The organism is Caballeronia sp. SL1002 (assembly GCF_057814995.1).
The window spans coordinates 780,788-794,942 of the sequence record NZ_JBYMUW010000003.1; the positions used below are offsets into that span (position 1 = coordinate 780,788).

Annotated in this window: 8 protein-coding genes and 1 pseudogene; 6 read left to right on the forward strand and 3 right to left on the reverse strand. The window is 60.5% G+C overall.

Annotation, left to right across the window (positions count from 1 at the left end; translation table 11 throughout):
* Positions 1-18: 18 nt before the first annotated feature.
* From AC3D25_RS20960 to AC3D25_RS20970, 3 genes are all read left to right on the forward strand, one after another.
* Complete coding sequence (locus tag AC3D25_RS20960) at positions 19-1,533, forward strand: efflux transporter outer membrane subunit (RefSeq protein ID WP_488890346.1); 1,515 nt, start codon at positions 19-21, stop codon at positions 1,531-1,533.
* Between the two features lie 42 nt (positions 1,534-1,575).
* Entirely contained in the window at positions 1,576-2,784 is a 1,209-nt protein-coding gene (locus AC3D25_RS20965; protein ID WP_488890347.1) for an EmrA/EmrK family multidrug efflux transporter periplasmic adaptor subunit, read from the forward strand.
* Between the two features lie 85 nt (positions 2,785-2,869).
* Positions 2,870-4,429, forward strand: a complete 1,560-nt coding sequence (locus AC3D25_RS20970; protein WP_488890348.1) for a DHA2 family efflux MFS transporter permease subunit — start codon at positions 2,870-2,872, stop codon at positions 4,427-4,429.
* Positions 4,430-4,580: 151 nt separating this feature from the next.
* On the opposite strand, the gene AC3D25_RS20975 is transcribed toward AC3D25_RS20970, so the two are convergent.
* On the reverse strand, positions 4,581-6,113 hold the full coding sequence (locus tag AC3D25_RS20975) for a methyl-accepting chemotaxis protein (protein WP_488890349.1): 1,533 nt from the start codon (positions 6,111-6,113) through the stop codon (positions 4,581-4,583).
* Between the two features lie 180 nt (positions 6,114-6,293).
* On the opposite strand from AC3D25_RS20975, the pseudogene AC3D25_RS20980 reads away from it, so the two are divergent.
* Positions 6,294-6,593, forward strand: a pseudogene (locus tag AC3D25_RS20980) (alkaline phosphatase family protein); the annotation flags it as partial.
* A 923-nt stretch (positions 6,594-7,516) separates the two neighbouring features.
* Here AC3D25_RS20980 and AC3D25_RS20985 read toward each other — a convergent pair.
* Both AC3D25_RS20985 and AC3D25_RS20990 read right to left on the reverse strand, forming a co-directional pair.
* Positions 7,517-9,421, reverse strand: a complete 1,905-nt coding sequence (locus tag AC3D25_RS20985; protein WP_488890350.1) for a hybrid sensor histidine kinase/response regulator — start codon at positions 9,419-9,421, stop codon at positions 7,517-7,519.
* A gap of 672 nt (positions 9,422-10,093) precedes the next feature.
* Positions 10,094-12,229, reverse strand: a complete 2,136-nt coding sequence (locus AC3D25_RS20990) for an FUSC family protein (protein ID WP_488890351.1) — start codon at positions 12,227-12,229, stop codon at positions 10,094-10,096.
* Between the two features lie 203 nt (positions 12,230-12,432).
* Between AC3D25_RS20990 and AC3D25_RS20995 the strand changes: the two genes are divergently transcribed.
* Both AC3D25_RS20995 and AC3D25_RS21000 read left to right on the forward strand, forming a co-directional pair.
* The gene (locus AC3D25_RS20995; RefSeq protein WP_488890352.1) at positions 12,433-13,413 is read left to right on the forward strand and encodes a LysR family transcriptional regulator; all 981 of its coding nucleotides are present in this window, start codon (positions 12,433-12,435) and stop codon (positions 13,411-13,413) included.
* 89 nt (positions 13,414-13,502) lie between these two features.
* Positions 13,503-13,817: a DUF4148 domain-containing protein gene (locus AC3D25_RS21000; RefSeq protein WP_488890500.1), complete on the forward strand. Its 315-nt coding sequence runs from the start codon at positions 13,503-13,505 to the stop codon at positions 13,815-13,817.
* Positions 13,818-14,155 lie beyond the last annotated feature (338 nt).

Below are 14,155 nucleotides of genomic sequence, written 5' to 3' on the forward strand. Positions count from 1 at the left end.
TATCTGACAGGTCAGAAAATGAAATCACAGTTAAATCAATCGGTAGCCGTGTCGCGCGTCGCGAAGGCGGGCGTGTCGGTGATCTTCGCGGCCGTGCTGTCGGCTTGCGCGAACTATGCCGGAATCGCCAGCGACAAGCAGATGGCCGAACCGCAGTCCTACGCGACTCAGCAGAGTATTCCGGCGGAAAACGGTCACTGGCCTGCGGTCGATTGGGCGGACCAGTTCGGCGATGCGCAACTGAAGGCTCTGCTCGATCAAGCACTGAGCGGCAATCCGTCCATCGATCAGGCCCGCGCCCGGGTTGCCGCGGCCGCTGCCTACAGCGACACGGCGAAGGCGAGCACGATGCCGCAGGTTGGCGCGACCTACTCGCTGACGCGTCAACAATACTCGGGAACGGCGCTCGTGCCGCCTCCGTATGCGGGTTCCTGGCAAACGGAGAACAAGGGCTTATTGTCGGCGTCTTACGATCTCGATCTGTGGGGCAAAAACCGGGAAGCGCTGAAAGCGTCGTTATCCCAGCTTCAGGCGAGTCAAGCGGACGTCGAAGTCGTCAGGCTTTCTTTGACTTCCGCCACCGCACGCGCCTACAACCAGCTTGCGCGCTTGTATGCGCTGCGCGACATCGCGCAACAGGAAATCACGCAACGCGAACGGATCGACCGCATCACCGCAGGTCGCATTGCGACTGGCCTCGATACTCAGGTCGAACGCAAGACCGCACAGGCGAACCTTGCCACGAGCCGCGCGAACCTCGCGTCAATCGACGGGAGCATCCGCAACGTTCGTTATCAATTGGCCGCGCTGCTTGGTGCCGGGCCGGATCGCGGTCTGGAGATCGCGCGGCCGCAACTCGGCGTAGGCGACGAAGTGCGGCTGCCCGACAACCTGCCCGCCGATCTCGTGAGCCGCCGCCCCGATCTCGTCGCCGCGAAATGGCGCGTCGACGCGCTCACGCATGACGTCAAAGAAGCCAAGGCAGAGTTCTATCCCGACATCAATCTGAGCGCCGCGATCGGCCTCGATGCATTCGGCTTCGGGCGCTTTCTGACCGCGGCGAGCCGCACCGCTTCGGCGGGGTCCGCGATTCATCTGCCCATCTTCGATGGCGGTCAGTTACGCGCGCAACTGAAGGGGCGCTACGCCGATTTCGACTATGCCGTCGCGACGTATAACCAGACGCTTGTGACCGCGTTGTCCGAAGTCGCGACGCAGCTTGTGCAGATCCGTTCAACCGACGAGCAACTGACCGACGCCGAGTCCGCGCAGGACGCGGCCCACGATGCCGACCAACTCGCGCTGACGCAATACAAAGGCGGTCTCGCTAATCAGCTAACCGTGTTGAACGCCGATACCACGGCACTCGCCGCCGACCAGCAGGTCGCGAATCTGAAAATGAACCGGCGCGACCAGCAAATCGCGCTGGCTGCAGCGCTCGGCGGCGGGTATGTCGACACCGAGAGCAGCGGCATGCATTCGGAGACGTCTCTATCGGCAGTATCCGCTGCCCCGATCGTCGCTACACGCTGAGGCGTTACCGCGACACTTTCCTATCCTGTCAGGAGCCTCAAAATGAGCGATACGATCAATACCGTCCGCGCGACGACGGACACGGACCCGTCCGCGCCGGTGCGAGTCCACACGAAACGCAAGCTGCTGATCTCGCTGCTTGCAGCAAGCGTGGTTCTGGCCGGTGCGGGCTATGGCGCGTACTACTTCACGAGCGGCCGGTATCATGAATCGACCGACGACGCCTACGTAAGCGGCAACCTCGTTCAACTCACGCCGCAAGTGAGCGGCACGGTGGTCGCGGTCAACGCCGACGATACGCAGATCGTCAAGCAAGGCGCGCCGCTCGTCACACTCGACAACGCCGACGCCCAAGTCGCGCTCTCGAATGCCGAAGCGACGCTCGGTCAAGTGGTGCGACAGGTCAGCGGCCTCTACGTTAACAACGACTTCTATGCGGCCACGGTCGCGCAGCGGCAGTCCGACCTCGCGCGCGCCGATAGCGACCTCAAAAGACGCCAGGCCGTGGCCGAAACGGGTGCGGTATCCGGTGAGGACATCGCCCACGCACGCGACGCAGTCAACTCGGCCCAAGCCGCGCTCGACGCCGCTCGCCAGCAGGCGCAGGCCAATCGCGCGTTGACCGACCGCACCTCGATCGAACAGCATCCGAATGTGCAGGCAGCAGCTTCAAAGGTGCGGGACGCCTACCTGAATTACGCGCGCAACACGTTGCCCTCGCCGGTAACGGGATACGTCGCGCGCCGCTCGGTTCAGGTCGGGCAGCGCGTGGCTCCCGGAACGCCGCTCATGGCTATCGTGCCGCTCGACGGCGTGTGGGTCGATGCAAACTTCAAGGAAGGGCAGCTCAAGCACATGCGGATCGGCCAGCCGGTCACGCTGACCGCCGACGTCTACGGGTCAAGTGTCAAATATCACGGCCGGGTCATTGGCTTCTCCGCCGGAACGGGCGCGGCCTTCGCCGTGTTGCCCGCACAGAACGCAACCGGAAACTGGATCAAGGTCGTGCAGCGTTTGCCGGCCCGCGTCCAGCTCGATCAGAACGAGCTAAACGCACATCCGTTGCGAATCGGGCTGTCGATGCAAGCTGAGGTCCAGACGCGCGACGAATCGGGGGCGCAACTGGGCGCTGCTGTCGGAACGTCTTATCGCACCGATGTATTCGCTCAATACGGTGCCAATGCCGACGCCGAAATCGCTCGGATCATCGCGCAGAACATGCCGATCGAACGCTCGGGGCATAGAGGGTAAAAGCCGGGATACGCTGCAGCCCGGCCTATTTTTTTATGAGAATTACTGACAAGTCAGATAAAAGTCTCTCGACACAGGTGATGAAATGAACGGATCGAACCAACTGGCGCCGCTCCCGCCGCTGACCGGAGCCAAGCTCGCGCTCGCGACGCTTGCCGTTGCGCTGGCTACCTTCATGAACGTGCTGGATTCATCGATTGCGAACGTGGCGATTCCGACCATCGCCGGCAATCTCGGCGTATCGGTCGATGAGGGCACCTGGGTGATCACGTTGTTCGCCGCCGCGAATGCAATTTCGATCCCGCTGACGGGATGGCTCACGCAGCGGGTAGGGCAAATCAAGCTGTTCGTGTGGGCAATTCTTTTGTTCGTGGTGTCGTCGTGGCTGTGCGGGATTGCGCCGAATCTGCCTGTACTGCTCGCCGCGCGCATCCTGCAAGGCGCAGTGGCCGGCCCGTTGATTCCGTTGTCGCAAGCGATCCTGCTTGGCTCGTATCCGAAAGAAAAAAGCTCGCATGCGTTGGCGTTATGGGCGATGACGGCGACTGTCGGTCCGATCGCCGGTCCGGCGCTCGGAGGCTGGATCACCGATAGTTATTCGTGGTCCTGGATCTTTTATATCAATATCCCTGTGGGCCTGTTCGCGGCGGGCGTCACTTGGGCGATCTATCGCACCCGCGAAACGCCGACCAAACGCTTGCCGATCGACATGGTGGGGCTGATTTCACTGATTGCATGGGTAGGATCGTTGCAGATCATGCTGGACAAGGGCAAGGACCTCGACTGGTTCAATTCGCCGGTCATCATTGCGCTGACTGTTTTCGCTGTCGTCAGCTTCACGTTCTTCGTCATTTGGGAATTGACGGAAAAGAATCCGATCGTCGATCTGCGGTTGTTTGGCGGACGTAATTTTCTTGGCGGCACGATTGCGATTTCAGTGGCCTACGCTGTGTTCTTTTCAAACCTTGTGTTGTTGCCGCAGTGGATGCAGGGCTATTTGAATTATCGTTCGGTGGATGCGGGACTGGTCACTGCGCCGCTTGGTATATTCGCCGTGATCCTCGCCCCGGTGATGGCGAAAATCATGCCGAAGTCGGACGCGCGGGTCCTGGCCACGTTAGCGTTTCTTGGGTTCGCGGCAGTGTTCTTCATGCGTTCGCACTACACGACCGGCGTGGATACATGGACGCTGGTATTGCCAACCTTGTTGCAAGGAATCCCGACCGCATTGTTCTTCGTACCGTTGACGGCCATTATCCTTTCAGGTCTGGCACCCGAGAAGATTCCGGCGGCCGCCGGGTTGTCGAACTTCGCCCGGGTCTTTTCCGGCGCAGTCGGGACATCGCTTGCCGCAACGGGCTGGAATGACCGCACCATCCTGCACCATGCCCGACTGGCAGAGCAGACAAGCGTTAATAATCCGACGTTCACCTTGTCACTGGACGCATTGCAAAATGCGCTCGGCGGAAGCAGTTCTCAAGCGCTCGCATACTTTGAGCACGCGCTCAATACGCAAGCAGCGATGCTTGGACTCAACGATATATTCTGGATTTCCGGAGTGATCTTCATTGTCATCATCCCGCTTATCTGGCTGACAAAGCCAGCGAAGGGAAGTGCGGGACCGGCTGGCGCAGGGGCGCATTAACCAGCTCGGCTTTTCCTGCATCAGGTGATGGAGATGCACGCGAAGTAGCCTCGGGACAAGGTCCTGCTGAAGCTTCGACACCCATGTCGCGGCCAGAGCGAGTAGTGACTTTTCAATCTAATCGCTTTTCGGCACCGGTCCACGCAACGAACTAGGCGGTATGAAAACGAGCCACCGCAGCCCGCAACTCCTGCGCCTGATTCTCGAGCGACCCAGCCGCCGCAGCGGCCTCCTCGACAAGTGCGGCATTCTGCTGCGTAACCTCGTCCATCTGCGTGATGGCCTGATTGATCTGCTCGATCCCGCGGCTTTGCTCGGTCGATGCCGACGCGATTTCGCCCATGATGGTCGTCACGCGCTGGATCGCGGATCCGATCTTTTCCATGGTCTGACCCGCGCGCGAAACCAATTCAGCGCCTTCCTCGACCCGTGAACCGGATGCCTCGATCAGCACCTTGATATCCTTGGCCGCGCTGGACGAGCGCTGCGCAAGACTCCGCACCTCGCTCGCCACGACGGCAAAGCCCCGGCCTTCTTCGCCCGCTCGCGCTGCTTCCACCGCCGCGTTGAGCGCAAGAATGTTCGTCTGAAACGCAATGCCTTCGATAATCCCGATGATCTCGCCGATCTTTCCCGAACTCTCCTGAATACCCGCCATCGTCTGCACGACCTTGCCTACGATCTGGCCGCCCTCCAGCGCCACGACGTTCGCGTCGTCCGCCAGTTCGCTTGCCTGCTTTGCGTTCTCCGAGTTCTGCTTTACTGTCGCGGTCAATTGCTCCATGGTGGCCGCCGTCTCCTGTAACGATGCGGCCTGTTCCTCCGTGCGCGACGAAAGATCCGCATTGCCTGCCGCGATCTGCGACGTCCCTGCGGTCACGGCTTCGGAACTCGCGCCGATCCGCACGATCATGTCGATCAACGCCTGACGCATGCGCGCCACCGACGCAAGCAAGCTGCTGTTGTCGCCGCGTGCAAGCACGATCGGCTCGCTCAGCTCGCCGACCGCCATCCGTTGCATGGCCTGTGCGACGTCGGCCGGTTCGCCACCGAGTGCGCCCGTCACGCGTCGGATGATCTGCCATGCGAGCGCTGCAATGCCGAGCGTCGAGATGGAGATCAGCGCGATCAAAAATCCGCCGGTGCGCCAGAACATAGCGTTGATATCGTCGGTGAAGAATCCGGTTCCGATCCACCATCCCCAGGGCTTGAATTCGACGAGACCGTTCATCTTGTCGAGCATTTCGCCGCTCGTCGGATGCTTCGCCTGCACGGTCATGACCGGGATATGCTCGCGATCCAGCATCTCGCGATACAGATCGCCATCGGGCCGTCCGTCCGGCGCTTTTCCAACATTGACCTTGCCGACCGACGACGCCTTGCGGTGCACGAGCGTCGTGCCGTCAGGCAGGCGCGCCCAAAAATAACTTTGATCGGAATAGTTGAGCAGGCTCAGCGACAGCTTGGTCGCCGTTTGCGCCTGTTCGGTCGTCATTTTTCCGGCGACTTCCTGATCGTGGTAGTAGCTCGCCAGATGTTCGGCCATCTGCAGCAGGTTCGTGATCTGGGCGCGCTTGTCCTCCAGCATCGCTCGACGGACGCTGTAGAGACTGTAGGAACCGACCGTCAGGAGCGCGATAAGCGCGGCGAGCGCCAAAATCGACAGCCGTGTAGACACCTTCATAAATTCCTCGATCATTCATCTTATTGTCGTGAAGCCGCTGGATGTGCTGCGGCGCGGGCTAGCACCTTGCTTTACGGCGAGGCAAAACGAATACTTGAGCAGGGTTACTACTGATAGCGACGGTAAGCGTCTGCTGAAGAGGCTTGACACTGGACTCCTCGCCCAGCGCGACAATGCCGTGATCCGGCCCGCAATCGCACGCCCGACATCATCGTTCAGCCAAATCCGGGCGTCATTTATACGTCGAGCAAGACGAAGGACGAAGAGCACGGCGGCAACTCGCTCGACGACAACCATCTCGGTCTGATCATCTACGTGCCGCATTCGCATCTCGCCGGCTGGACGAACGACGCGTATGTGAGAACGACGCAAGTCGCGCCGACCATCCTGCGCTTGCTCGATCTCGATCCGGCGTTGCTGCATGCTGTCGCCGTCGAGGGGACTCGCGCGTTGCCCGGATTCGATCGCCGCCGTTTCTAGGCTTTGCAAAGCGGTACGGTGGATGAACGTTGCCGATAGCGATCGACCAGGCATCCGTCCTGGCTGATCGCGCCCTAGCGGCCCTTACTAATGGCTACGTCGGCGCGCTCCCCGTCCAACGTTAGTTCCCGGATTGTCTCGGCCATTGCGCTGTCGAGCCGCGTTATTTGTCGAGTACGGAAGTTCGCCGCGCGGTGGCAGCGCTCGATCGGTGCGTGCCTTGGATTTGGCACACTGGCCAAAGACCGCCCTTCACATGCGCCGTCGTTCGTACGCTAAAGCGTCGGCTCCGCCTCTCTAACCCGCCGTCTACCTCAACTTCGTCGTCAAGAGGCCTGGCTTCCCGCCAACGTCTCTGTAAGCTCGCCCTGTGGAACGCGGAACGTTCTGATGCAAGAATGCGCATTGGAACAAGACGTCCCGCTAAGTGGGGAAGATGCCGACACCTCCGTATCGTGAATATTATAAAAATTTCCGCATTCTAATCACGGTGGAATTCATTGGAGAAGCATTTGTCCGGGTAGCGAGGCTGACAGTGCTGGACGAGTCAAGTCCCGCCGCAGCCCCTTTCGATCTCACTGGCGTCGCGCGCTGTCGCTTCGACTCGATCGAGAACGCGATCGCCGAAAGTGTTTTTATAGCGCGTGCCTGGATCGACAAAATCGCACGCTAACGCGGTGCTTTGTGGAGAGCCGGGGAAGTCAGGCGACCCTGAAGTACCGGATTCTTCACTCGGCTAGACGACGACTAATTTCACCGGGTGTTCTTCTCTTTGACCACGAAGCGAGGCGACCGTCTGATAGCGGACCGTACGTCAATTGCTAGAAAGCGACCGACTTACTGCATTCGTCATGTGAGCGGTTGTAAATCGCTTTCGTTGTTCCGTCGTTGTGATCGGGCACTTCCGCTGCCCGCCCGCTGCCCTATGCAACCGCAAAGGCGCTGGCTATCGCCTCGTTAAGCATCTCGACATCGACAGGCTTTGTGAAGTGAAAGTCGAAGCCGGCCTGAGCCGTACGCGCTCTATCCTGAGGCTGGCCCCATCCCGTTATTGCGATGAGCGTGACGTCCTTCGTTGAGCGCGTTTCGCGGATCTGACGAGCGACATCAATTCCACTGATGCCAGGCAAGCCCAGATCGAGCAGTATGACCTCGGGGCTGTAATGGTTGAGTATTTCAAGTGTTTCTTCGCCCGAGTAGACGGTACGCACTTCATGCCCTTCAAGTTGCAACAGCGCCGACAGCGCATCGCCTGCATCGACGTTGTCGTCAACAACCAGGATCCGGTGCATCGAAGTCGCTTCGGCGGCTGCGGGCACATTGCGCTTCAAGATTGGAGGTTCCAATACCTTGCAGTTCAGTGGGAGATGGATCGCAAAGCAGCTTCCTTTATCTTTGCCGGCACTTGACGCAGTAATTCGACCACTGTGCAGTTCGATGAGCGACTTCGACAGCGCAAGTCCGATACCAAGGCCGCCTTCGCGGTGGTGGTCTCGATTAACCTGTGAGAACATTAAGAAGATGGCGGACAATTTGTCCGGTTCGATTCCGATCCCGTTGTCAGCGACTGCAAGAACGATCTCCGGTCCATCGTCCGCTGCGCTCAGTTCAATGCGCCCGCCCGGAGGCGTGTATTTCGCTGCGTTTGTCAAAAGGTTGGCCAGTACCTGCGCCAGCCGGAGCCGATCGACCTCGATATGCACCGGTCGCTCTGGAAGATCAAGAATCAACTCGTGACCCTTGCCATCAATGATCGGCCTTGCAATCTCGATGGCGTCGTCAACAACGTCGCGGACGGCCACAGCCGCGCAGCGTAACGTGAGCGCGCCGCGCGTGATGCGCGAGACATCGAGCAGATCGTCCAGTAAAAGTGCCATGGCGGTAGATTGTCGACGCAGGACGTTAATGCACCAGTGTCTGCGTTCCTCTGTCAGCCTAGGCTGATCGAGAATCTCCGCAACTTGTCTAACCGGTGCTAGCGGATTGCGCAGTTCATGTGCCAGCGTGGCGAGGAACTCATCTTTACGGCGGTCGGCTTCTGATAGCGCCTGTTCTGCGCGCACGCGCGGAGTAATGTCGCCAAACCACGCGACAATCGAGCCTTCCAGCGACGCTGCCACGACGTGAAACCACTGAACCCCTTCGTTCCCTTCGACGCGCAGATCAAAGACGTCCCGGCTCGCTTGGCGGGCGAGCGGGGCAAGCCGATCCAACAGGACGCCAGCTTCCCAGCCTACCGGACGCACATACGAAGTCGAACTCCCGACGACAACCGCGGCGTCCTGGTTGAATAATTGCGCGGCGGCGTCGTTGATATACGTCCATCGAAGTTCGGCAACCTTGGCATCATGCACCACTGGGGCCAGGATGCAGAATGGAACTCCAGCGCTGTTTAACGCTACATCGAAACGATGCCGAGCGTCGCGCTCCACTCGAAGCAAATGCGCGGCTGCCTCTTGAGCAGAAGCTTCTGCGTTTGCTGCGCGTCTCGCGACCTTTGCCAGTTGGTGCCCGGCGGCCACGAGTAGCACGCCGACGACAAAGAAGGCCAGAAGGACAATCTGGTCCTCGGGTCCGTTCACCGCGAACTTACCGACAGGCTCCATCCAAACAGCGCCGAATGTAATACCGCATCCGAGAAGCAGCACTCCCGGCAATATGCCGAATAACAACGTGACCAATGGAAGCGAGGCGCCGATGAGAAGAAATGTCAGCCGCCCGTGGGCGACTATTGTCAGCAGTTGCTGGACGAGAAGCACGGCGGCAATCGAGGCGATACCCAGCAAAAGGCGCTTTTTGCCTGAATACTGTGCGATCCGAACGATCATTGCTGAGCTCCTCTCTTGTAAGAAGTCGTGAGGGCTCGCATTTTACATTCCTCCTACTACGGCAAAACGCGAATCATTCCTCGCTGTTCTATTCGTACTGAATCCCTATCGCTCTGCATGGAGTAGTTTATTCAGTCATTGCATTTGACCGGTGGGATGTCCCGTGACTTTTAGCAGTGGAGTTGACCGTCGGAGATCTTGCCGCAGCCTGGTCACGTCGTAGCGAGCGTAGGTGAAGTTTGAAAGAGCACGCGCGCGTGTAACCCGTCGCGTCGGTTTGCTCTTGTGCGGGCTGTTTTTTTCGGACTGCCCTAGACATGAGTATGACCGCCGCTCGGTGCGAAGGCTGATTGACTTAGCGGCAGCTTGCAGCGTGTAACAACTTCTACCGATTCCGTTTTTTCAGGCGCACTCAAACAACGTGATACTGCTCGATATTTCAATAAATATACGGGGGAAAATGCCATTGCGCGGCGTCACGAATTCGGTGTCTCGCCGAGCGTATTCGCATCGATGACGAAAAGACCGCCCACGGCTTTCTGCGACTCGGTACACGACTGATCGGCGATGTGCGTCTTGCCACTGCGCGCGTATGGGAAGAGGCGAGGTGACCATTAATCAGTCATCGTGGGAATCACTCTTCTCCATTGCCGTTGAACACGGATGCGCTTTTTATCGGCGTCGAAACGGGGCATCGCGATCGAGCAAAGCGGTGCGGATGGAGTGCATCGAGGCCACGATGCGCTTTATTTCGACGCGCTCGCGGTGCGGCACCGATGAACTAGCGAGCACCTGTTGCGCGGCTTCGAGCGCGGCGGCGACCGCGGCTATTGCGCGGACGCGCTGGGTTTCGTTCGACTCGGTGAATAGCAGCGCGATTTCTTGCCGCAACGTTCGCACTGCGGTCCTCCATTGACGTGGCGCGACATCGTCGCCCGGTATTCGTGCCAACGCTTCGCGCAAATCGATGACCGCCTGCCCTATTTCCAGCGCCGCGAGCATCCAGCGCAGCGCACGCCGATGCGCGCGTGAGCGATCCTCGAGCAGGCCGCGCATCTGATACATGAGGTCGTGGGTGCTCGCGTGAAAGCGATGGTTCAGACCATCGAGGCGTTCCTCGCATGCGCGCGCGACCTGCGATCGCAACTCACGCTCGGCCTTTTTAACGAGCCACTTCGCGTGCGGTGGAAGAATGGCCGCAAAGCAAAGCGCCGCCGCGAACAACGCGATCACGGCAGCGAGCCCGTTGTTGAGCAGCGTCTCGGGCGCATAGTCGATGACGTTGTCCGGACCCGCGAGCAGGCAAAAAAAGACCAGGAAACCACTGCCGAATCCGCTTGTTTCGCGCCGCGCGGCAACGAACGTACCGCCCGCGACGAGCGGCGCGAGCGCGACGCACAACAGCGGGAAGCTATCGATATTCGGGTACACGCAGCGCATCATCGTGCAACCGATCAGCACGGACGCCGCCGCGCCGATCGCCATCTGCCACGCGAGGCGCGATGGACGCGGGGACGTGGCGCACAATCCACACGCGAGCGCCGCCGCGATCACTGCCGAGCCGCCGCTCGGCCACCCGGTTGCGATCCAGAAGGCGCCCGCCGATGCCATCACCGTCGCCGTTCGCACGAAGGTCGCACCGACCAGCGTGAAAGGCGTGCGCGCGACATGTGGATAATTCACGCTATCGGACAGCGCGAACGGCTTGTCGCGCAACCACGCTTCGTGGGTACGCGCGTAGTGCGCGAGATCGTCGATAAGATGCGCGAGCAGTTCGACAGCCGTGTCGAAATCGAGCAGCGCGCCGGGCATATCAGCTTCGACTTGGCGGCGTTCAGTCTGGACGCGTTCGTCGATGTTGAGCCTCAAGCTCCGCAACGCCGCGATCAGCCCGGTGTCGTGAGCGATGCTCGCCGGCCCGCGCAAGAGCGCCGCCAATGCATCGAGGTGAACGGCGAACGTGTCGAGCAGCGCGCCGTTGTCACTCGCCTTCAGGCGCCTGAACAGTTGATGCAGCGCATGCAGACGCGCGCAGGCATCGGTGAACTCGCTATTGAGTCGCGCGAGGTGGCCGCTACGCGTGCGCATCTCTGACGATTCGCGAGCGGCATAACGCAGTTGCGCATCGAGTGCAACGGCCTCGTCCACCCACATGCCGATACGGCGCTCGAACGCATCGCGGCTGACGCTGCGCTCCAGCACGTTCGCTGCGAAAGCCTTAAAATCGTGGTCCCGTCGATGCAGCGCGGCCTCGAGCACGGTCGTCACGCGCACCGGCAGCACGAGCGTGCCGATCACGCCCGAGCACACGATGCCGAGCGTCACTTCGGCCACGCGATTCAGCGAGGCGAGCAGAAGGCTGTTCGGATCCTGGACTCCGGGAATGCCGATTAGCGCCGCCGTGTAACCCGCCAGCACGAAACCGTACCACCGAAAGTGACGATATCTCACCGCGAGCGCCGTACATATGGCCACCCATGCAGTCAGCCCCGCCATGTAAGCTTCCGGCTGCTGCACGAAAATCGCGCCAAGCAACAGCGCGGCCGTTGCGCCGAACAGCGTGCCGACGAACCGGTACACGCTTTTCGCGAGCACCATGCCGGTGAGCGGTTGCATGAGCACGACCGCGGTCGTCATCGCGACGCGCGGCTGCGGCAGTTGAAGCAGCATCGCGAGACCCATTGCGCTTGTCACGGCGGCAATCGTCTTGAACAAATGCAGCCAGGTGAGCGCATCGGTCCTGAGCCATTCGCGCAGACCTTCGCCCGCCGCATCGAGCGTTGTCTTCAACAGGTGATCGTTCGTCATGGACCGGCGGCTTTCCACAGGCAGGCGTCGCATACCCGGAGCGCGAGGTTCGCGCCGCGGGCGTGGTGGCACAGGTCCGGATTGTATGAACGTGAGCGCGCGCGATTAAGCGGGCGCGCGGCAAGCCATCTCTCTGGATTTCACAACAATAGGCGCATGCCCCCGGCGGACAATGCCGCCTTTCTTGCCACGAAGAGCCTTTGATGGATACGCTACAAAACATGCGCGTGTTTGCGCGCGTGGTCGAATCGGGTAGTTTCACCGCCGCGGCGCTCAGCATGAATTCGAGTACGGGGGCGATGTCGCGCGCTGTCTCCGAACTGGAGGCGCATCTGCGCACGCGTTTGATGACGCGCTCCACGCGCAAGCTCGCCCTGACTTCGGCCGGAGAGCGCTACCTCGAGCGTTGCCTGAAAATTCTCGCTGACATCGACGGTGCCGAGGAAGAAGCGAGTTGCGCGCACGAGCGCGCGTCGGGCCTGTTGCGCATGTTCAGTTTCGCGAGCATCGGTCAGCACTATGTCCTGCCCGCGATCGCGCGATACCGGCGCGAGTATCCGCAGGTGACAGTCGACCTCATGCTGTCGCAAAGCATGCCCGATCTCTTTGCCGGAAGCAGCGACGTCGCCATTATTTCGGCGGCGGCGCTGCCCGACTCCGAAATGGTTTCGCACCGGCTCGGCTCGACGTTCAGCATTTTGTGTGCATCGCCGGAATACGTGCGGATGCACGGCAAGCCCACGTCCCCCGCCGATCTGGCTGGTCATCAATGCCTGACGCTGCACACGCCCGCGTTTCCCGCGAACGAGTGGACCCTCGAAGGTCCCGACGGCGTGCAGACGATGCACATCAGCGGGACGGTTCAGGTGAATATCGCGGAGTCGCTCGCGGTCGCGATTCGCGAAGGTCTCGGTATCGCCATGCTGCCGCTTTATGCTGCAGTCGAGGGGCTGAAGAGCGGATCGCTCGTTCGGGTCCTCTCGCAGCACGTTCTACAAAAGACCCATATTTACGCGCTATATGTCTCGCGCCGTTTCGTCGATGCGAAAACGCGGACGTGGATCGACTTTCTGCGTACCGAGATTCCCGCGATGATCGCGCGCGATGAAGCGACGCTTGCCGACCTGAGCCACGCTGCAATTACGCCGGATCCGATAACACTGCCTTCCGGGCGCGGCGCTTAATTTTCGATCCGCGCCTACCTAGACTTCAGTCACTGGCCGCGAACAAGCAAGTCCGCGTCAGCTCTAAGTCAAACGTGAGGTAAATGAACATGAAGTCCCTGATTCAAGCCGTTGTCGTCGCCGCTGCTTTGTCCGCATCGACCGTCTCGTTCGCGCAATCGGCGAGCGCCGTCACCCGCGAGCAAGTCCGCGCGGAAATCGTTCAACTCGATAAAGCCGGTTATCACGTAGGCGACGGCGACAACGCCCACTATCCGGATGCAATCCAGGCGGCGCAGGCGCGCATCGCGGCGCAAAACGGCGCGGCTTCGGGCTATGGCGGCGCCAGCGGGTCGGCGCAGTCGGGCAGCGCGGCCCGTGCGGGCGTATCTGCCGCCGATTGGAACGCCATGTATACCCGCTGAGGTTCAGGCGCTCTTGAGCGAGGGCCGGATAAACCCGGCCCTCGCTCGCGTTGGCAACACGTCGGCGGTGCTTACGGGCCAGAACGATATTCAGGTGGCGGTCTCGTGCGACAGCCTTGCCACTGCGGATTTACCCTCGCTCTACCAGGTTGTCGTGGAGTCCGACAGCAAGGACAAGCCAGGCGCGGTGATCGAACTCAATCCCTATGTGATCGCGGTCAAGTGCGTTCACATTCATTGGCGCTTCAGCGCAGAACCTGCGAGAAGGCATACCCGGAGCGGAGGTTTTCAACAGGATCGGCCGAACCGAGCCGACGTTCGACGCGCCAAATCGGCCC

Excerpts from the sequence above, each read along its gene's own strand:
- AC3D25_RS20975 (WP_488890349.1), bottom strand. The coding sequence starts at position 6,113 with ATGAAGGTGTCTACACGGCTGTCGATTTTGGCGCTCGCCGCGCTTATC.
- AC3D25_RS20990 (WP_488890351.1), bottom strand. The coding sequence starts at position 12,229 with ATGACGAACGATCACCTGTTGAAGACAACGCTCGATGCGGCGGGCGAA.
- AC3D25_RS20985 (WP_488890350.1), bottom strand. The coding sequence starts at position 9,421 with ATGATCGTTCGGATCGCACAGTATTCAGGCAAAAAGCGCCTTTTGCTG.
- AC3D25_RS20995 (WP_488890352.1), top strand. The coding sequence starts at position 12,433 with ATGGATACGCTACAAAACATGCGCGTGTTTGCGCGCGTGGTCGAATCG.
- AC3D25_RS20965 (WP_488890347.1), top strand. The coding sequence starts at position 1,576 with ATGAGCGATACGATCAATACCGTCCGCGCGACGACGGACACGGACCCG.
- AC3D25_RS21000 (WP_488890500.1), top strand. The coding sequence starts at position 13,503 with ATGAAGTCCCTGATTCAAGCCGTTGTCGTCGCCGCTGCTTTGTCCGCA.
- AC3D25_RS20960 (WP_488890346.1), top strand. The coding sequence starts at position 19 with ATGAAATCACAGTTAAATCAATCGGTAGCCGTGTCGCGCGTCGCGAAG.
- AC3D25_RS20970 (WP_488890348.1), top strand. The coding sequence starts at position 2,870 with ATGAACGGATCGAACCAACTGGCGCCGCTCCCGCCGCTGACCGGAGCC.